Consider the following 19,287-nt stretch of genomic DNA (forward strand, 5'->3'; position numbering starts at 1 on the left):
TCTTCCTGTCTAAAAACCTTTCTAACATTTAATTCAAACCATGAGAGTTTTTAGAACCGGGGTATGATTCCTCGATAATAGCCGTCTGCGATGATTCTTTTTGCATATAAATTCGACCAAGATACTCGCCGACAACCCCAAGAAGAAGGAAATTCAATCCAAATCCAAATAAGAGAATTACAATTGCTGCCGCCACGCCTTCAGGGAATGGAATTCCAAGAAACAGTTTTGCAACAACAAAATACGTTCCTAAAACAAATGACAATAGAGAAAAAACAATCCCACAAAAAACAGATATTCTCAGAGGTACAATCGTTCCACTCACTAATCCATCGGCTGCATAGGAAAAATACTTCATCAATCCAAATTTTGACTGTCCCAGCAAACGCGCCCGACGATCATATGGAACCCCAGCAGTTTTAAATCCTAATCTCGCAATCAATCCTGCGAGATATGGTTCAAAAGGAATCATTCGTAACTCTCTAATCACCCTCTCATCCAAAAACCAAGCCCCACTTTCAATGGTGACTGCGTATCCTTTTATGTATCTCTCGATCTCTCTATATATATTTCTGAGAAATCCTATAACGAAACCCTCATCTCGTTTCCTGCGCACACCATAGACAACTTTGGCTCCACTCGCCCATTGTTTAATAAATTCAATAAGCAACTCTGGCGGATCTTGAAGATCACAATCAAACACTGCACATGCACTGGAATTGGAGTTCACAATTCCAGTGAATATTGACTTCATAACCCCGAAATTTCTTGAGTATTTAATTATACTTATATTCGGATACTGCTTTTGTAGAAGAAGTAAACAGTCAAGTGTACCATCAGTACTACAATTGTCTACAAAAAGAAATTCGAACGAATAGCGCTGCTTAAGAGGTTGTATCACATTAGTAAACTCGGAAACAAAACGAGCCACATTCTCAGCTTCATTAAAGACTGGACATAGAATCGTAATAGACGATTGCTTGCTATTCATAAATTTGATTTCCAATTGTGTGTGGTTGACTGATTTCAATTTTTAATTTTAATTTGGAGCTGTTGTCTCTTGAAAAAAACAATATATTTACTTATAAGGAACGTAAAAACTGCCGTGACCAATAATGACATGATGCCAGCAAAATAATCTGAAAGCCCAGTCCGTGAAATCATGCTTAATATATTAATATTTATTAAATATCCTATTCCCTGCATTACAACAAATGCCATAGAGCGCCTTAAAGTCAGTGTACATCCAAACACAAATCTGGCCATCACAACAAAACCTACACATATAGTAATAGCCGTTGCAATTGTCATCGCTAGCCACGGTGCCAAACCAGCAAGCAGTCCCATGATAAATATCAGGTAACAGCATAATGTATTGAAAGAACCTGCGACAATGAATCTAATTGATTCCCTCTTAAGTAATTTTTTGCTTAAATTCTTTATACTGCTCATAACATCGATGTGGCATTGAGTTGTTTAATTTTCGGAGAGCTTATGCACATAGACATGGCCCGCACAATGTGCAAATGAAATATTGAGAACTCTTCTCAGTAATCCCCAATTCACCATTAACGGTCTATCGTCGAATCCGTTATAGATCCACCTGAAAAATCGTCAAGTTTTTTAACATTGCTGGCAATTAACAGAACTAGTCTCCGCGGTGACTAGACCTTGGATCACGCATCCAGTTTGCTAGTGTTTAATTGCAAAAATTAGCTATTCTATTTTTTCAATTAATATATTGTTTTTCAATATTAATTTTATTAAAAAGTACGATTTTAATTAATGCAATTAAGCACTAGTATTTTCAAAATAACCCATGTTATAGTTTTTTGAGCAAAGCCCAGCCTCCCACACGCGAGACTTCTTTATAGTTTGCTGATATGACAGGGGCTATACACTCATTTGCCAATACTGCATCATCACCGTACCTAATTGCAGACAATATTTTAATGCCTGGAATCGCTCCCTCTGCCTGCACCATAATGAAGTCACTATGCCCAACACCTAGAGGAAAATAATTCACCTTATTCCCATGCAGATACCATGCTGCCATGCCCCATTCTGACGTTGTTACCGTTGCACCTATGGGTACATTTTTAGCTATCTCGTCAAACTGTGATTTTTGTCCCCGAGTAAACGATGCCACTTCGGCTCGACCGAAATAATCCCAAAGTGAAATAAAGACCGACTGACCCTTATAGAAATGTGGCACTAATATCAATAACGTTACTGCGATACCTGCAGTAATAGGGAGAACCAATCTATGAATTGCAACATCAATTCTTTCGGCATAAGTATCTTGCGTATTAGCAATCGCTATCAGAAATGCCCCCATTAAAAATCCGTAATAATGGCTATGGTAGTGCGTAAGCCAGCCATTCTTTTCTGCACCGCCCATCGTCACCAAACAATTTATTGCGACAATGGGCAGCACTGCGACAAACACTCTAGGCGCAAACAATGCGGGCAACACCAGCAGCACCAAGTTAAACAACAAATATTCGCCTACCCCAGCTATTTTTGCAGCATAAACAAAACTTTGCCAATGAAGCAACCCAGCCTGCACCCCCCCATTATCTGTAGACCCGCCCCAAAAATATAAGTAACTAAATGTATAGACAGAACATAACATCGCGAAACCAATTATTACAGCTCGTCTTTTAATTGAAGTTCGGGCGAACAGCGAGTAACCCACCGAAAAAATAACGATAGTGACCATATTTCTTTCTGATGTTAGCCCACCCAACACCCCAAATAGAAATGCCAAAAGAAGATAGCGACGCGATTCACTAACAAGGTTAGTATCAACCTTAAAATACTGATGCACATGCAGTACATACAACAATGCAAAGGGGATAAAAAATCTATCTGTGTAAAACTGTCCGCCACTTGAAATTTGCCATGCGGGGTGAATCATACATATTGCTGCCGCTAAAATAGAAACCGCAACAGAGACGCCGGATTTTCTGAGAAAAAAATAGGCCACGCAGGGAATAATTGCAAAAGTTAGGGCCATAAATGCCGAGAGCGCTTTTAATGCACCTATCTTCGCTGCAAAGGGGGCAATCAGATACAGAATGATGTATGCATGCAGAGATGACAGCCAATTGTATGGGTCTGAGGTAAACATTCCCGCCACCAAATCGTGTTGGCAGTAAACCGTAAGCGGCGCAGTACCTAATTTTATCACTGCCCAGTTTTGAGCCAATATCTCACTTGTTGGCGGCAGACCCTTAGCCAAATTGGAAACCACTTCGATTAAAAATGCCGTGTCACCGTAACTGTAAGGCATCATCGACTTGTAATAAGCAAACAACAACCCAAACAGCAACGTCGTTAGCAGATAGACAACGACAGATTCCGTTATCTTAATCTTGCTTGCGAGAATATTTCTCATTAGATGAACCTATTATTTAAAAGAGAATTTTGAAGTGATCCAGTACATCAGCAAGAATAATGAAATGTCTGAGGCCGCCTTCGCGTAAATTGGATTGGGCAATATGAACATGATGCCATACAAGGCGGCGGAAGACATTGGTGTATAGAACAGCGCTAAACCGAAATATTTAATAGCATGCTTTCCAATATCTTTCCTCTCTTTGATCGAATAGGTGAAATGCCGGTGCGCAAAGAAACCAAAGATTGCGGCGACGATTTTGATCAGGCCATTGGCCACTACGGGTTTGTAAGCCAAACTCATCAGAAGAATATAGCCCCCAAAGTCTATACCGTACGCAACTCCCGCCACTATTCCATATCTTAAAAAAACGATTCTGTTCATTTTTTGTTGAATTCCGTTACGCCAAATCCTGTTTGCATGCCATGTCTCGTCGATCTTTTATTTTTCTAGCCGGCACTCCCACATAAACAGAGTATTCTTCTGTATCTTTGGTAACTATCGCATTAGCACCGATTACTGTCCCCTTGGCCAAGGTAATACCAGGCATGATAACTGCACCTGCGCCTATCCATACATCATCATTTATTACAATTTTCTTCGGTCTTACTAATCGTGAAAATATTGGCGGCTGAGCACCATTAATTGGATGTTCGCCTGATGAAATCGTGACGTTGTTGCCTATCAATACATGATTTCCAAATTGAATGCCTCCTACGCCATTAATATAAGTGCCGCTATTGATGCCAAGGTGCGTCCCCGAAACTATTCGTTCAGCATGAATAATTGTAACTCGTGGCTGTATCCAGGCAAATCCGTCTATTTGCTTAAAAAATAGCTTGCTGGCGCTGGCGCGTAAAGCGACGCCCAAAATGGTTGGCACCACCGACAACAATCCCATAACCAGGGATTCCAGTTCCAATCTAACTATGGTTGACAGCGAATAACAACGCGCTTTCTCAATTAAAAATTTTATGTATTCCATGTCTAACCCAATCGATTTCGGTCATGATCGTTAATAGATATTTTGCTCGATCGTATACGCAAGTGAAGTGCATATCTTGGAATGTTGGCAATATCATAGCCAAGAAACGCCAACACCAGCTGCATCCCCATAAGAATGGGTAAAGCCGCCAACATAACAGTGCCTGCCGGGGTAACAGCGCCTTCCTGCGCTGACTCAAACCAGTGGTACCCTCCAAATCCAGTGCCTAACAAGAGCAGAAGCAGTCCTACCGGCAGCTCTATCGAAGCCAATGATAAATCGCGTAAATAATAATTATAAAAAATCCGCTTCATGAAGTTCCGTGAATGTTTGAACAGAAATTCGCCGATGATTTTCGATATTTTTAAGTTGCTGACTTCATCGCCATACTTTGCATCTATCGGCACATCGATCACTACGGCGCGTAGCGTGTTGAGTCTAAACAGCATATCGGTCTCAAAAAAATAGCGGCGACTAATTTTTCCAAATGGTAAATGTTTTGCAACACTAGCGTGGATCGCAGTATAACCATTAGTAGGATCAAACAAATCCCAATACCCTGAAGACAGTTTTGTCATCAATGACAACATGGCATTGCCGAACAGTCGCACCTTGGGCATAGCATGAATTTCTTCGAGATCAAAGAACCGGTTGCCCTTGGTATAGTCGGCTTCCCCCGCAAGAATGGGGCCTACAAAACTTAAAATCAGAGAAGGATCCATCTGACCATCGCCATCGATTTTAACGATGACATCTGCTCCATCTGCAATCGCGGAACGGTAACCTGTCATCACGGCACCGCCTACACCTTGGTTGCATTCGTGATAAATGACCCGAACACGCTGATCCAAGCAATGCGCCTCAACGTGTTTCCCTGAGCCATCCGGACAGGCGTCATCTATTGCGTAGATTCGGCACACCTCATTCCCGATGCTGGCGATTACGTCCAGAATGTGTCGTGTGACTTTGTAGCAAGGAATAACGACAGCGATACGACTGTTGCTAATCGAGGTTTGAACTGCTTCTTGGCTTGATGTCGTAATATTCATTGTCGTAGTGAATTACTTTTAAATTCTAAAGGGATTGACGAATGCCCAGTGACATATACCTCTGCATTAACGGTACTTAAAGGAGCTGCAACTTCCATTGCATGTTCAGACCAGGCTGGCGTGCACTCAAAAGTCTTAATGTCCGTACTGATAAACTGTCCGTTACTATCGAACCAGTTAATCTGAACACGGCCCAATGCCGCCTCTTTAGCGCAGCGGGCGCTAACCGTATTAAGATAACGTCGGCCAGCAGTAACTGCCACTTTTTGGCTTACAGGGGAGTCAACACTTGTCAGGATAACGCCTGTGTTTGCATCATATTTTGTGTTGGCCGCCAAAACCCAACCGTTAATAGATGTAAAATCAGGATTGGTTAGCAACTCGGTCTTAAAATCGGAATTGATTTTAATTTTTCGAACACTAAATGTGCCATATTCTGCAATCTTCTCAGTTGCCTTTTCAATAAGAGCTTGTTTTTTTAGGCCATCCTCACCTGGGCAACAATTAACGCCATTCCAATTCGCATCCAGGATGACATAATTGACGCCCCGCTTCAGTAAAATATCTGAGACATCCTGCTCTGCATGGATTGAAATAACTTCTCTCTGAAACACAAAATTATACCAACACGGGTACAGCGCATCCGCCGAAATCCCTGCCGCTAATGGCTCGGCAAAGACCGCAACCGGGGTTTGTTCGACATTAAGCTGATTGACTAATTTAACCGCACTTTTAATTGGCACTCGAGCCTGCAAATACCTTTCCCTGCTGGATTGATCCGGAATCGATTTGAGAGCAAAATCCGGATAAAATGCGCCCGCATTAAAAAAAAGAAGATTTAAAACCACGGTAATTACTGCCGCAACACTCCATAAATGACTGATCAGCGACCTCGCCGAAAGTGCTGAGCCTAACGCCACACCCATGGCAGCTATCAATATTATCAATGAAGGGAAAGCATATCGTAAATAGCTTTGCGAGCTGAAAACCATTGCAAAAGAAAATATTCCAATCAGAAGTACGGCGATAGCCCTAAACCGCTTAAAGGCAATTAGTGTGATAACAGCAGGAACAAATAACAATAACCATTGAAATCCAGAAGCCCCGGCATTGGCCTCCAGGTATTTTCCTGATTCAAATGTCACTCTATAAATAACGTCCCATGTAATGCCTAAGGTATATAAAGGATTATAAAAATTTTCGGAAGTGATGTAATAAGGCGATTGAAATATCTTATTATACAAAGGAAAAACCGGGTTCCCTGCTAGCCACCAAGCTGTCGCATAAGGGATGACGCCAATCGCCAGGAATAGGCTCAAGCCAAGCACCAAATAGGGTAGACTGGCGGCCTTGTACCACGTCTTGTATCGCCAAGCCAGCAGCAGCAGCAGCCCTGGCAATGTTGTAAAAGTCACCGCTTTTGCAGCCAGCGCGCATCCGAGCAAAAAACCGGCAACAGGCAATTCAAATCTTGGCTTGCCTGAAGTTGAGCAAGAACTGAGAATTGCCAACACCCCCCCAATAACAAACGAGGCCCAAACCGACTCAATATATAAGCTGGAACCTTCAGTAAAAGTTAGTGGCATCGATAAGAAAATAAGAACAGCCCACCTTGCACCAGCGGCCGATCCACCTGCCCATATTACGATGCAGCGTACCAGCCATCCGAGAACAAAAATAAATCCAACATTGATTAACCGAGCCGCCGGTTCGTCGGCCAACATGTAACCAATAGAGAAAATCCAGTCGCCCAGCATAGGCATCACTGCCCATACATAGGTACCGGCATCGAAACCCCATTGGTGACGTAGCGACAGATGCCCGGGGATAAACAGGTGCATTGCCAGAGAGTCGAACCCAACTTCCGGCATCAAAGCGACAACGAAATAAACCAATGCGACAACCGCAATCGCCACATCAAGCGCATTTAAGCCAAACCCAACAGGATTATTTTTGTTAACGCATGCGAGAAAACTTTTGCTTTCTGCTACAACCATGCGCCATCCAAGCGCTAGCGGTAATGCAAGAGCGACTCCATATACCCCCGGATAATTCAAGGGAAAATGAGCAAGCAGCCCGACAGCCGTGCCATAAACGCCAGCCCCAATCAGAAAACAATTAAGCCAAGTTGCGCCGTTGATCTTTAGTTTACCCAGCAGCCAGTAGCCCAATATCGAGGACGCGCCGACAAACCAGAGGGTTACTAGCAAAGGCCAAAGAGCACCGGCACCTATAGCCAAAAATACAGCAACCGCCATCGCTGCCAGACTGGCGTTCAGGTGCAGCATCCTCACTATCAGACTGACGATAATAGCCGCAACCACTAAAAAGCCAAAAAATCTAAACTGTGCGCCTGTATCTGACAAGGGGATTGACTGCGGCCACGATAAATTGAAAAGTCCTATTGCCGTTAGAATAAAGCCTGAAACCAGGGCGATTGTAATTAATATTTTTGAATACGGTTTGTAAAAACTATCCGGCTTTATCATTTTGCTTCCCTTTCTGCTGCCAATCCCGCATAGACGCCGCTATCAACTTCAATGAACTCAACCAAAAGATAACGGGTATCTGGCGGCAGGTTGCTGACTACTTCCTTCAGATTAATTTCATTGGTGCGGGCGCGGTATATCTTTTTAAAATAAACCCATATTCCTGAACGGAGCATCCCATCAAAAAAACTGTCGCCAAAAACAACGATCGGTTGCAATTCACTGCCGGTCGGCTCTTTGGCTTCGTAAATCCATTCAAAAGGCGGTTTATGATCGACATAGTTGTAAGGAGGCTGAACCCAGTTCGGTTTTACGAACAAAGCATTCTCGGTGGGCGGAAAAAAAATCGGCATGAACATAGCCTCTCCGCCGCTTAATGGCTTTTCTTCGATTTCAAGCTTATGTGTCCATACGGGATTGGTTTTCCCTTCCAATTTGCCAATCTCGTTTACGAGCGTACGGGTAACCTCAAACGCTGCCGGATCATTCCAGTGAAAGTCGGTCTTATGAAAAACATTCCGCTTGCTTGCTATCTCCTTCAAGATCGTAGCGCTATCGATGAAAGTGATTTCCTTCATCGATCTCAACCGATCCTGAAGCAGATCTACTTGGCGCGGCTTGGGCAATTGTTTGGCTATGCTTGGCAAATGCTCTGAATAATAGACATCCTTCATCGGGGTGATCATCATGATGAGTTTGATACCCCGTGCTTCAAGTGCCAAAGCAAGCTGGCGGGTTCCTTCTATGACCGCGTCAGCTTCTGTTCGCAGATTAAGCTCAACCTTGGGTTGTTGATCATCCACCACGCTTCGATAGAAAAGCCAGCCGTCACTGCCGACATGTACTCGGGTCGACATACCGAATACCGAGTAATCAAGCTGCGTTTTAGAGCGAATCAGGAAATCGCGGAAACCATAATGATCGTTGAACCACTTAACGGCGTCTCCAGCATATTGACCGATCTCGCTCCAGGACTTCAGGACAGGAACAGGGGCTAACTTCCTGTTTTCTTCCAGCGCCGGCTGACGAGGAAAACCAGTAACCATCTGCACCATCGGCATCCAAATTAAAAGCATGAAACCGATTAAGAAAACCAATCTAAACATCATTGCGTTTCCTTAAAATCGAAAGTAAATAAAGGGGTTGAAACCGTTCGCTGCAATCAGTATGCAGGAGTAAGCCATCAGAGTCATCGCAGTGGCCCCCTGTATGCCTGTCACCATCCACCCGGACACACCCATGAAACGGAGGCGCTCCATCGGAAATATCGCACAAACCGAGGCGACCAGCAGGAATGTAATTTTGTCCGGCCCCAAGAGAATTGGAATCGTCTGCATAGTTGTCTGGTGAGAGCCGATATTTGACATAACAGTCAAATAGTCGATCGCCACAGGTACGCTGGACGCCCTGAAAAAGACCCAGCCTATCATCACCAAAAAGAACGTTAATGCTTGACCTGCCCAGCCCGATGTCGCAAACCCATGGCGAGCAAGAAGCTCCCGCTCAATAATGAGTAAAACGCCATGATAAATACCCCAAATAATAAAACCATAGGAGGCACCGTGCCATAAACCGCAGAGAAAGAAAATAATGAACAGGTTGACGAGAGTCCGAACTCGCCCGGCCCGATTACCGCCAAGAGGGATATAGAGATAATCCCGGAACCAGCGTGATAACGTCATGTGCCAACGGCGCCAGAATTCGGTAATGTTTCGTGACCGATAGGGCTGATTGAAGTTCTGAGGAAACTCGAAACCCATCATCCGACCCAGACCGATCGCCATATCGGAATAACCGGAAAAATCAAAATATATTTGCAGGGAATATGCAAACGCGCCGAGCCAGGCAATCCCGGTGGTCAATTCACTGTGCGGCAAAGCAAATATGCTATCGGCGACGTTCCCTACGCTATCAGCCAAAATGATCTTCTTGCTAAGCCCGATTACAAAGCTGATGAAACCCGAGTAGATCTGGTCGAGCCGCACCTTTCTATCGCGAACCACATCAACGATCTCGGAGTAGCGCACGATAGGTCCGGCAATAAGCTGCGGAAAATTTGCCATATACATGCCGAAGTCCACCAACGACGACGCAGGTTTGACCTTGTGATTATAAACGTCAAGAAGATAAGAAATAGCATGGAACGTAAAGAACGAAACCCCGGCCGGGAGCAGAATTTGCGAGACCTCAAAATGCGCGTTGCTGCTGATCAATGAGGCCGCATCGTTTACCGATTGAACGAAAAACATCCAATATTTGTAGTACAACAACGGCATCAGATTTACGACTATGCCTATAGTGAGAGCCGATTTTCTTGCAATACCGGATGACTTGCAAAAGTACAGTGCCATCAAATAATTAAAAACGATGGATCCGCACAAAATGCTTGTGAGGATGCCGCCATCGGTAAAGTAGAAAAGCAGACTTGCAACCAGAATTACCCCATTCCTGAAGCGTGACGGAGTAGCAAAATACACTGCCATAAATATTGGCAGAAAACCGAAAATGAACGCTGAAGAACTGAATGCCATACTGATAATACCTTGATTTTTAGCTGCTTTGACAGCATCATTTTGTTACTTGGTCAATCTAAACACTAACTGTCCACCGCCCAAATGACCGAACTCGACAGATGCGTAAACTTCGATGCTAACATCTGAAAAACCAGCCTCTTGCATTTCTTCGAGCACATCCCAGCCAAAATCCGTAAACACCAGCGAGCCATCAGCAGAGACGGGATTTCCATGGTATGACGGCGGCAAAATATGCTCTAAAGCACCGGCAACCAATTTTGCGCGAGCAATCGACAAGTCGTTATTGCTGTGAAATGGGATGGTGGCAAGCAGCACTCCCCCCGTCTTAAGCACACGCACACATTCAGCAAAGGCTCTAGCTGGATTCGGGACATGTTCGAACACATCGTTGCTCACTATCAGGTCTAGTGCGCCATCCGGGAAACTGAGATTTTCGACATCTTCATGACGAATGCCTTTGATGATTGCACCACCCTCATATTCATGCCCAAGATATTCGCTGCCGACGATATTATGTTTTTTGAAAGCGGCTGTTGCCCAATTATAAATAGGCGTAACCTGTTCCATAAAGTAAACGCTCTTTTTGTCGTCTACATCCAGCTCCTGCTCGATAAGCGTAGCTATCAGCCGTTGGCGGTTGTTCATCCTGCACACAGGACACTCCAGCCTTTCGCGCCAATTCGGCAGCCAACCATCATCTTGACGTTGCCCCCCTGATTGCATATCCACCAAAAAAGAAACTTTTTTGCGGCACGGCACACAATATCCATCCACTGCAAAAGCTTCGTTTGTTGACGACTCAAGCAGCGTCTTTTCAATCTCTCTAATTTGCTTTAGCAGCTCATTATCCAAAGCGAGAATAAAATTTTCCCGACTTTTAACTGATGTAATTGCCGTTAATTCATCCGCTCGTTTTTTAATTTCTTTCTGTGCCGGCTCCGACCCTGAACAAAGTGAGAGCGGATATGCGCCACGGGTCGTGGATATTGACATTTCACTAAGAATCTCATTCAAAATCTTCCAGGCTGCTTCCGCCCCCCAAGCATTTTCTGTAAACTCCAGGCCGTTATGGCTGATACGATTCCAGAGCGCTTCATCTTTGTATAGCTTCGCAATTGTATCAGCAAACGCTTCCGCGCCATCCGCAACCAGAATGTTTTCATCAGTCGTTAGCGACATGCCTTCTGCTGCCAGCGGCGTGGCCACTACGGGTAAACCGACGGACATCGCCGACCCGATCTTGCCTTTTATACCCGCTCCGAAACGTAGCGGGGCGACGGAAATACGCATTTTGTCGAGTAACGGATTCAGGTCGTCAACAAAACCAAGGACAATAACATCTTCGCAAGCCAAAGCCAGAATCTCGACAGGTGGATTGCTTCCCACAACATAAAAACACACTCCGGGTAAGCGTGTGCGCAGTAGCGGCATTATTTCCGCAACAAAATATTGCACCGCATCCACATTGGGCGTGTGCTGATAACCGCCGACAAAGATAATGTTTCTGCGATCAAAAAAGGTTTTCCTCGTTCCCTCTACATTCATAATTAATGGAAGGACGTGGATTTGTCCGTTAGGCAATTCCGGCCGCAACAGCTCCAGCTCAGCCATGCTAACAACGATAGAGGCGTCAGCCAGGCAAATTGCCGCAAGCTCACGTTGCTTCATTTGCTTTGCTTCCAACATTTTTACTGAATCACTGAGCAATGCAGCTTCGCGCGTCATTCTTAAGAAATGAAGATCCACGGTATGGAAAAGCACTTTGGCATGCGGACAGTATCTTCGAACAAGTTTTACATTATTCTCAAGCACTTCTCCACGAAACAGCAAGGCAAGATCGTAACGCTTTCCCAATTCATTCAAATGTTGCTCTACAGACGTAAGGTATGGCGCATACAAAACCTCTATTCCTGCGCGCTGAAGTGCCGGAGTATAGTCCGGCAGGTACAATAAATTATGTTCAGGAATAAATGTCACCTGAAAACCCATTTCCCGTAACAGCAATAACATATTAAACGTTACTATCGAGCCGGCATCCTGATTGGGCGTAGGAGTACAGTAATCCAACACCAGCACACGTCGCTTGGCCATACGGTCTTTCGCTTGATCGACCTCAACGCCCGGCGCTTGATGAGCACGAAATCTTTCCTGCCAGCGCACAAATAGCTTTGCAGTATTTTCTACCTGATATGCTTTTACGCCTTTTGTAAGATCAGTACCCGAAGTAACGCCCTCGTAGTGAATGACCTCTGAAAGCGGCTGGTAGATAACACGGTAATTAAGATCCCGGATTTTGAGTGCGAGGTCGCAATCTTCACAATAGGCCGGCAGGTAATGCTCGTCAAAGCCGCCGAGTTCATCAAATAACAGCTTGGGAACCATGATGGATGCACCCGAGCAGTAATCCACCTCTCTGGCATAGTTATAAAGCGGTAACTGTGGATCTTGGAATCGCCCAAAATTCCATGCACTACCGTCTTGCCAAATGATACCTCCGGCTTCTTGTAACGAGCCGTCTGGATAAACCAGTTTTGAGCCTACAAAACCTGTGCCGGGGAATTCATGGAAAGTTCTGACGAGTTCATCTAACCATCCCGCTGTCACTTCGGTATCGTTATTGAGGAAATGCAGATATTCGCCTCGCGCTGCCTTGGCGCCGATATTACAAGAACGGACGAAACCCTGGTTTGTTTCGTTTGAAACAACCTTTACACCCTCAATGCTGCTGAGCCTTTTTGTTGTATCATCCGATGAGCAGTCATCGACAACAATTATTTCAAAGGAGCTTAAGGGCAGGTATCTGCAAATCGACTCCAGGCATTGGATCGTATAGTGGACTTGATTGTAAACAGGAATGATGATACTTACCTTTGGCGTATCGAATGACTCAAACCCTAGCAGCCCAAATTGCTTTCTGTTTATCCTTAATAGATGTTCGCATAAGATCTTCATATCGCGGAAAGGTTGTGGCTTCGGTTGCCTGCCTTCCTCGGCGCCACTAAGTATAAAATGCACCAGAGGGTTGGTTCCCGCTACGGCGACATCCGGATTCTGCTCCAAGTACCAGCGGCTGTCGAACCAGGAGTTGGGATTCCTCCCTTCGGCTGCACCTTTTCTCAAGTAATGAGCTAGCGGGTTGAGGCCTGCTTCGGCGACATCCGGGTTCTGTTCCAAGTACCAGCGGCTGTCGAACAAAGGATTAGGATTTAGACCTTCGACTGCTCCCTTGCTCAGGTAATGCGCTAGCGGATTGAGGCCTGCTTCGGCAACATCCGGGTTCTGTTCCAAGTACCAGCGACCGTCGAATAAAGGGTTCGGATTTCGACCTTCGACTGCACCATTGTTCCAATAATGAACTAGCGGGTTGATGCCTGCTTCGGCAATATCCGGGTTCTGTTCCAAGTACCAGCGGCTGTCAAATAATGGACCAGGATCCCGTACTTCGGCTGCACCATTGCTCAGGTAATGAACTAGCGGGTTGATGCCTGCTTCGGCGACATCCGGGTTCTGCTCCAAGTACCAGCAGTTGTCGAACAAAGGATTAGGATTTCGACATTCGACAGCACCATTACTCAAATAATGAGCTAGTGGATTAATTTCCGCTTCGGCGACATCCGGGTTTTGCTCCAAATACCACGCGGAATTAAATAGATTGCTGCTATCTATTAATTCAGTTTGCTCAGCAATAATCCTTTTTTTCCGGTTACTCGGAGCCAATCGTTCAGTGAGTGAACGATAGAAAATACGGCCTCGCCGAATCAAGTTGGCATTGGGGATAATCTTGTCATCCTGTGTACTCACTGTATCGTTAAGGCCGCCGATTTCCCCGTCAAGTTCAGTTACGGATTGATTGAGGCTGGCAATCCGTCTATCGCGCTCGGCTGCTCTCTGGTCGAGGCTGGCGATCCGTCGATCGCGCTCAGCTACTCCCTGGTCGAGAGTGGCAATCCGCCTATCGCGCTCGGCCACTCTCTGGTCGAGGCTGGCGATCCGCCTATCCCATTTCGTTACGACTTGGTTGAGATCCGCGATCTGTGCTTGAAGTTCAGTGATGGATTGATTCTGGCTGGCAATTCGCTCATCGCGCTCCGTGACGGCTTGGCTGAGATTGGCAACCAGCCCGTCACGTTCAGCTACAATTCGATCCTGTGTCTGCGCCCACTTCGCAAAACCCACGTAATGTTTAAGCAAATCCAGCTTATCCGGATAAAGAACCGACATATCCAAACCAGGCAAGTCGACACTGCTTGCGCCACAGACCGCCACAAAATACACCGGCTCTGCCAAATGTCCTGCGATGGGCTTCAGGCCATTGCCGTCATCATGCCAGGCACGGAATGAACCTTGTCCGCCTTCAAGAGGCTGAATAACGGAACCCATCAATATACGCTGACCGAAATATTGAATGGACTGAAATTGCGTTTTCAGCAATTCATCGAATTCTTTGAAATCAAGCTCTTTGACATGAAATTCGTTATGTTCGCCACTCTCTTCAGAATAGATAGGACGATTAGGAGAAGAAATAACAAGTAATCCATCCGGACGCAATACCCGCCTGATCTCTGCCAGCATTTGTTCTTGCTCGGCCAAATGTTCGATTGTTTCAAAGGAAACCACAACGTCAAACGAGGCATCAGCAAAATCAAGAGCAGTCGCGCTGCCTTGGCAGAACGTCAGATTAGGCTTTGCATAAGTAGCCGTAGCATGTCGCACTGCATCGACTGAAATATCTACCCCTACAACTGAACGCGCGACATCGGCCATAAAAGATGAGCCATAACCTTCGCCGCATGCTACATCCAGAATTTCCTTTTCTTTAACTACATCCAGCGCCATCGCATAACGATGGTAATGTTCTAATCGAATTTTGCCTTGTTCGGCAGGAATATAACGCTCACCGGTAAATTTCATAAAAAACCTATTTTCTTGCGATTAATACCAGCGCAGCCGGATATTCGAATGAAAAAACTTCGCAGGAACAAAAGCCTGCTTTCAAAACAGTTTGCCAAACGTCCGCTCCAAACTCCGTGCAAACTACTTGATCGTCCGCAGGAACGCCTGACTGACCGTGGTAGCTTGGAGCCAAGCCTGTGCGCGAACGTGTCATACGACCGACAATAATTGGCACAGTAAAAATACAGAGTCCGCTAGGACGAAGAACACGCCGACATTCTGATAACGCTCTTTCTGGGAATGGCACGTGTTCCAAGGTATCAGAATGGATTACCAAATCGAATTTTTCCGATTCGATATCAAGATTTGTCATGTCAAACTGTGGGTATTCGATTAACTTGTGATTCGGTAGCTTTTGTAGAAATTGGGTCAAATTTCCTGCTTTATTGATTTCTAGTACATGTAATTCAGCGGATGAGTTACAGAATTCAACCAAAGTCCGATGAGCTGAATAGCTGCAGAGTATCGCTTTTGCCAGCCCCATCGCACGCAAATTATTGCCACACTTTTGACAAAAAATGCCTTGTTGTCGGTTTATGTAATTTATTTCTTCGTGCGACAATTGCCACGCATCAATTAAATCGCGCCACAATACATCTACAGCTCCGAAGTGACCTGAGCCACAGGCAACACAGTATTGCAGAGCTATCTCCATTTCTTTAGCTAAAATTTCTTCCAATTTTCACTCACAATTTTTTATCATAGTAGATTATTATTAGCTAATACGAGCTTGGGGCTTCAATGTATTAACCTTTATGGGGGGCATTTATATTCCAGATTAACACCGAGCATCTAAGGTCACATCAAGCTTTACGACCTAATTATCAATCCTTGTCCCGTCGGTAGAGATACTACTGATGATCCTAACTCTCGCATTAACGCATCCATAGCAGTTTTCTGCTGACGATAACCCCAGTATGCATAGTCATCTAATAACACGATGGCACCCGGAACCATTTTTTCCCAGAAATACCCAACTGCCGCCACTTCTGGAGGCGCGCAATTTAGGTCCACATGCAAAAAAGCAATCTTGTTTGAATTCACATGCTTTAATGTCTCAGGGATGCTCCCTTTGATGATCTGCACACCATTCCATTCAGAGAAATTCTTAATAACGTTATCGACATCGGTTACATAAAATCCCATGTCAATCAATTTGCTGTTTTTCTCGATTGCACCTTCGGCAATCTCCACATCGGAAACGTAGCGCTCATCTAATCCACTGAAAGTGTCTAATAAATAAAAAGACTTGTTAAGTGAGTTCCAATTCAGATAGTGCATGATACTGCTACTCATGAATCCTGCGTTAACGCCGCATTCGACAAAATCTCCATCTAATTTTTTTGCCACCGATGCTGCCCACAGCCCTATATGTACACGCCAGTGCCAGCCGTAATCTTTCCCAGAGGCCTGGACTCCACGAGCATATGCAGCGGCGAACGCATTATCGCTCATAAATTCACTGTTATGAATAGATGCCAAACCATCCTGAATATATGACGATGGTTCAACAAGAATTTCCGTCACTCTTCGACTTCTTTGCTCATTATCATAATTTGTCATTATTTATCTAGTCTCAACTATATTGATGGCGTGAAATATCTAGGTCGGTCGAATAGCTTTCGGTTTTCGTTCCATCTGGAAGGGTAAACTCATAAAACCACTTTTGTTGCTTAACTCTATCTAATTTATCCATTACTACCTCCATTTGGGATGTACAAGCAGATTGCTTTCATCGGAATGCCTACCAGCCCTTGGCAAACTGAACTCGCATGAACCCTTACAATTAGAGCCTCGTGCATCCAATGATGCTGAACATGGTTTTCTTGTGTTCCTTCAGCCAAAGCCACCGTTACACTATAATCACCGGTAGGCAATATGGGTAAGCGAAACTCAAACTTTGCAATTAATTCGTTCCCCGCATCAACTGTAGGAGAGTTGAACTGATAGCTAAGATAAGTGTTATCGGTGAAAACAACTTGTCCCAACCTATCCTTGAATTGAAAACCCACAATAGGTCTGAGTATCTGCTCATGAGCTTTGCATCGAATCTCCAGAATAACGTCCTCGCCACCGACCGCCCAAGATAACGGTGCGCCGTCACTACTGCGTAATACTACAGAAGAAATAACGGCAATATCAGTGCCAAAACCGGATTTTTCTGGCTCAAACTTGAATACTTCGATATCGTTGCGCAATGTAGATCCATTAATTAATGCTTCGCGCGCATCTTTGTATTCGAGATCGGTATGATATTCATTGGATGCGGAAAGATCAGTTTTGTCTATTTGAATATCACCTTGGCTAGATTCATAAAGGGTCTCAAGATAGAGTTCAGTGACTTGCTTTGGGGTGCCTGAAGCTTTTATTTGACCATGATCCAATAGAACTGCCTTGTTACACAAATTGACCACCGCCCCCGTATCGTGACTCACAAACAGAACGGTTCCGGTTTTCATAAAGTTGCGCAAATAGCGCATGCATTTTTGAGTAAAAAAAGCATCCCCTACCGCTAACGCTTCATCAATCACCAAAATATCCGCATCCACATGCGCAATGACGGCAAACGCCAGCCGCACCATCATCCCGCTGGAATATGTTTTTACCGGCTGCCCGATAAAATCACTGATGTCGGCAAAGGCAACAATGTCATCAAATCGCTTATCGATTTCTTCGTTGCTCAAGCCGAGCACAGCGGCATTCATATATACGTTCTCCCGCCCGGTGAACTCTGGATTGAAGCCTGAACCAAGTTCGAGCAGCGCAGCGATGCGGCCATAGGTTTGAACACTGCCACTGGTAGGATTAAGTGTGCCGCAGATCATTTGCAGCAGTGTAGATTTACCGCTGCCATTGCGTCCGATGATACCTACCGTTTCGCCTTTCTTGATTTCAAATGAAATATCTTTGAGCGCCCAGAATTCGCGGAAATATTGCTTTGGCGGCAGCCCTGCGAGACGTTGCAGTCGAGGTAACACGAACTGCTTGAGCCGATCGCGCGGAGCATCGTAAATGTGATAACACTTGCTGAGGTTTTGTACGTGAATGGCGATGTCGGTGGTCATACTGGGTATCGTCGAGTTATGTTGCCGGCATAGGCGATGACATTGGGAACGACTGCTAATAGCGCCGAAGACATATTAGCAACTACGATATATATCTTCGATATTTTCTTATTAGCAATCAGGTTTCTCAACTTGAGACTATTAATCATGCCGGAGGGGGCCGCGCGGCAAATACCATCAAGTATTGTGCCGCCGCTCATCAGCTCAACCCCATCAATCAAGCGAAAAATGCGTCGAATTAGTAGGTCAGTCAGCGCGTCTTTAAGCAGCTCGGCTTTTTCCAGTGTCATAGCAAAACTCCGGTCTGCACGGGCATTCTGGAGAAGAAACAACTGGCAGCGGAGTATACAGTAATGTCAATCTTGCGCACGCTTAGTTTCCTGACCGCAAGGGATATGGACTGGGCGGCGTGAGGGTTGACCGCGGTTGCCGGGTGGGTCATGCGAAATGCTCCGCGTCAGCCAACGACTTGCCCAGTTGGTCTTTTGCGGACAACGCGGGCTCGCCTTGAATCGGCCAGTGGATGCCGATGGCCGGATCGTTCCAGGCAATGCTGCGCTCGAATTCGGGAGCCCAGTAGTCGGTGGTTTTGTACAGAAACTCTGCGGTATCCGACAGCACTACAAAGCCATGTGCGAAGCCTTCGGGTATCCACAACATGCGTTTGTTTTCGGCCGACAGTTCCAGCCCGACATGCCGCCCAAAGGTGGGCGAACTGCGCCGTATGTCCACGGCCACGTCAAAGACCGCGCCTTGCACCACGCGCACCAGCTTGCCTTGCGGCTGCCGGATTTGGTAATGCAGGCCGCGCA

Annotated in this window: 15 protein-coding genes; all 15 read right to left on the minus strand. The window is 45.3% G+C overall.

Features of this window, described 5'->3' with window-relative positions:
- Positions 1–28 precede the first annotated feature (28 nt).
- Complete coding sequence (locus tag Q8L79_RS12300; RefSeq protein WP_305271673.1) at positions 29–991, minus strand: glycosyltransferase family 2 protein; 963 nt, start codon at positions 989–991, stop codon at positions 29–31.
- Positions 992–1,026: 35 nt separating this feature from the next.
- Entirely contained in the window at positions 1,027–1,452 is a 426-nt protein-coding gene (locus Q8L79_RS12305; RefSeq protein WP_305271675.1) for a GtrA family protein, read from the minus strand.
- 370 nt (positions 1,453–1,822) lie between these two features.
- Positions 1,823–3,400, minus strand: a complete 1,578-nt coding sequence (locus tag Q8L79_RS12310; RefSeq protein WP_305271677.1) for a hypothetical protein — start codon at positions 3,398–3,400, stop codon at positions 1,823–1,825.
- A 12-nt stretch (positions 3,401–3,412) separates the two neighbouring features.
- A complete protein-coding gene (locus Q8L79_RS12315; protein WP_305271679.1) occupies positions 3,413–3,784 on the minus strand; it encodes a GtrA family protein in 372 nt (123 codons plus the stop codon).
- Positions 3,785–3,800: 16 nt separating this feature from the next.
- Positions 3,801–4,385, minus strand: a complete 585-nt coding sequence (locus tag Q8L79_RS12320) for an acyltransferase (protein ID WP_305271681.1) — start codon at positions 4,383–4,385, stop codon at positions 3,801–3,803.
- Positions 4,386–4,387: 2 nt separating this feature from the next.
- Positions 4,388–5,434: a glycosyltransferase family 2 protein gene (locus Q8L79_RS12325; protein WP_305271683.1), complete on the minus strand. Its 1,047-nt coding sequence runs from the start codon at positions 5,432–5,434 to the stop codon at positions 4,388–4,390.
- The gene (locus Q8L79_RS12330; protein ID WP_305271685.1) at positions 5,431–7,923 is read right to left on the minus strand and encodes a hypothetical protein; all 2,493 of its coding nucleotides are present in this window, start codon (positions 7,921–7,923) and stop codon (positions 5,431–5,433) included. The genes Q8L79_RS12325 and Q8L79_RS12330 overlap by 4 nt, the downstream gene beginning before the upstream one ends.
- Positions 7,920–9,029: a hypothetical protein gene (locus tag Q8L79_RS12335; protein WP_305271687.1), complete on the minus strand. Its 1,110-nt coding sequence runs from the start codon at positions 9,027–9,029 to the stop codon at positions 7,920–7,922. Before Q8L79_RS12335 ends, Q8L79_RS12330 begins: the two co-directional genes overlap by 4 nt.
- A gap of 12 nt (positions 9,030–9,041) precedes the next feature.
- Positions 9,042–10,454: an MBOAT family protein gene (locus Q8L79_RS12340; protein WP_305271689.1), complete on the minus strand. Its 1,413-nt coding sequence runs from the start codon at positions 10,452–10,454 to the stop codon at positions 9,042–9,044.
- A 45-nt stretch (positions 10,455–10,499) separates the two neighbouring features.
- Positions 10,500–15,368 (minus strand): methyltransferase domain-containing protein, encoded by a 4,869-nt coding sequence (locus tag Q8L79_RS12345; RefSeq protein WP_305271691.1) that lies wholly within the window; start codon positions 15,366–15,368, stop codon positions 10,500–10,502.
- Positions 15,369–15,375: 7 nt separating this feature from the next.
- Complete coding sequence (locus tag Q8L79_RS12350; RefSeq protein WP_305271693.1) at positions 15,376–16,089, minus strand: bifunctional 2-polyprenyl-6-hydroxyphenol methylase/3-demethylubiquinol 3-O-methyltransferase UbiG; 714 nt, start codon at positions 16,087–16,089, stop codon at positions 15,376–15,378.
- 131 nt (positions 16,090–16,220) lie between these two features.
- The gene (locus tag Q8L79_RS12355) at positions 16,221–16,973 is read right to left on the minus strand and encodes a TylF/MycF/NovP-related O-methyltransferase (RefSeq protein ID WP_305271695.1); all 753 of its coding nucleotides are present in this window, start codon (positions 16,971–16,973) and stop codon (positions 16,221–16,223) included.
- A gap of 125 nt (positions 16,974–17,098) precedes the next feature.
- Positions 17,099–18,475: an ABC transporter ATP-binding protein gene (locus Q8L79_RS12360; protein ID WP_305271697.1), complete on the minus strand. Its 1,377-nt coding sequence runs from the start codon at positions 18,473–18,475 to the stop codon at positions 17,099–17,101.
- Positions 18,472–18,765: a hypothetical protein gene (locus Q8L79_RS12365; protein ID WP_305271698.1), complete on the minus strand. Its 294-nt coding sequence runs from the start codon at positions 18,763–18,765 to the stop codon at positions 18,472–18,474. The genes Q8L79_RS12360 and Q8L79_RS12365 overlap by 4 nt, the downstream gene beginning before the upstream one ends.
- Before the next feature lie 148 nt (positions 18,766–18,913).
- A partial coding sequence (gene rfbC / locus Q8L79_RS12370; protein WP_305271700.1) for a dTDP-4-dehydrorhamnose 3,5-epimerase occupies positions 18,914–19,287 on the minus strand: 374 nt, incomplete at its 5' end.

Origin of the sequence: Methylobacter sp., from assembly GCF_030680395.1 — a bacterium.
Classification (GTDB): Bacteria; Pseudomonadota; Gammaproteobacteria; order Methylococcales; family Methylomonadaceae; genus Methylobacter_A.

What these genes read in the sequence shown, in the direction of transcription:
- Q8L79_RS12300 (WP_305271673.1), bottom strand. Translation starts at nt 991, where the DNA reads ATGAATAGCAAGCAATCGTCTATTACGATTCTATGTCCAGTCTTTAAT.
- Q8L79_RS12305 (WP_305271675.1), bottom strand. Translation starts at nt 1,452, where the DNA reads ATGAGCAGTATAAAGAATTTAAGCAAAAAATTACTTAAGAGGGAATCA.
- Q8L79_RS12310 (WP_305271677.1), bottom strand. Translation starts at nt 3,400, where the DNA reads ATGAGAAATATTCTCGCAAGCAAGATTAAGATAACGGAATCTGTCGTT.
- Q8L79_RS12315 (WP_305271679.1), bottom strand. Translation starts at nt 3,784, where the DNA reads ATGAACAGAATCGTTTTTTTAAGATATGGAATAGTGGCGGGAGTTGCG.
- Q8L79_RS12320 (WP_305271681.1), bottom strand. Translation starts at nt 4,385, where the DNA reads ATGGAATACATAAAATTTTTAATTGAGAAAGCGCGTTGTTATTCGCTG.
- Q8L79_RS12325 (WP_305271683.1), bottom strand. Translation starts at nt 5,434, where the DNA reads ATGAATATTACGACATCAAGCCAAGAAGCAGTTCAAACCTCGATTAGC.
- Q8L79_RS12330 (WP_305271685.1), bottom strand. Translation starts at nt 7,923, where the DNA reads ATGATAAAGCCGGATAGTTTTTACAAACCGTATTCAAAAATATTAATT.
- Q8L79_RS12335 (WP_305271687.1), bottom strand. Translation starts at nt 9,029, where the DNA reads ATGTTTAGATTGGTTTTCTTAATCGGTTTCATGCTTTTAATTTGGATG.
- Q8L79_RS12340 (WP_305271689.1), bottom strand. Translation starts at nt 10,454, where the DNA reads ATGGCATTCAGTTCTTCAGCGTTCATTTTCGGTTTTCTGCCAATATTT.
- Q8L79_RS12345 (WP_305271691.1), bottom strand. Translation starts at nt 15,368, where the DNA reads ATGAAATTTACCGGTGAGCGTTATATTCCTGCCGAACAAGGCAAAATT.
- Q8L79_RS12355 (WP_305271695.1), bottom strand. Translation starts at nt 16,973, where the DNA reads ATGACAAATTATGATAATGAGCAAAGAAGTCGAAGAGTGACGGAAATT.
- Q8L79_RS12360 (WP_305271697.1), bottom strand. Translation starts at nt 18,475, where the DNA reads ATGACCACCGACATCGCCATTCACGTACAAAACCTCAGCAAGTGTTAT.
- Q8L79_RS12365 (WP_305271698.1), bottom strand. Translation starts at nt 18,765, where the DNA reads ATGACACTGGAAAAAGCCGAGCTGCTTAAAGACGCGCTGACTGACCTA.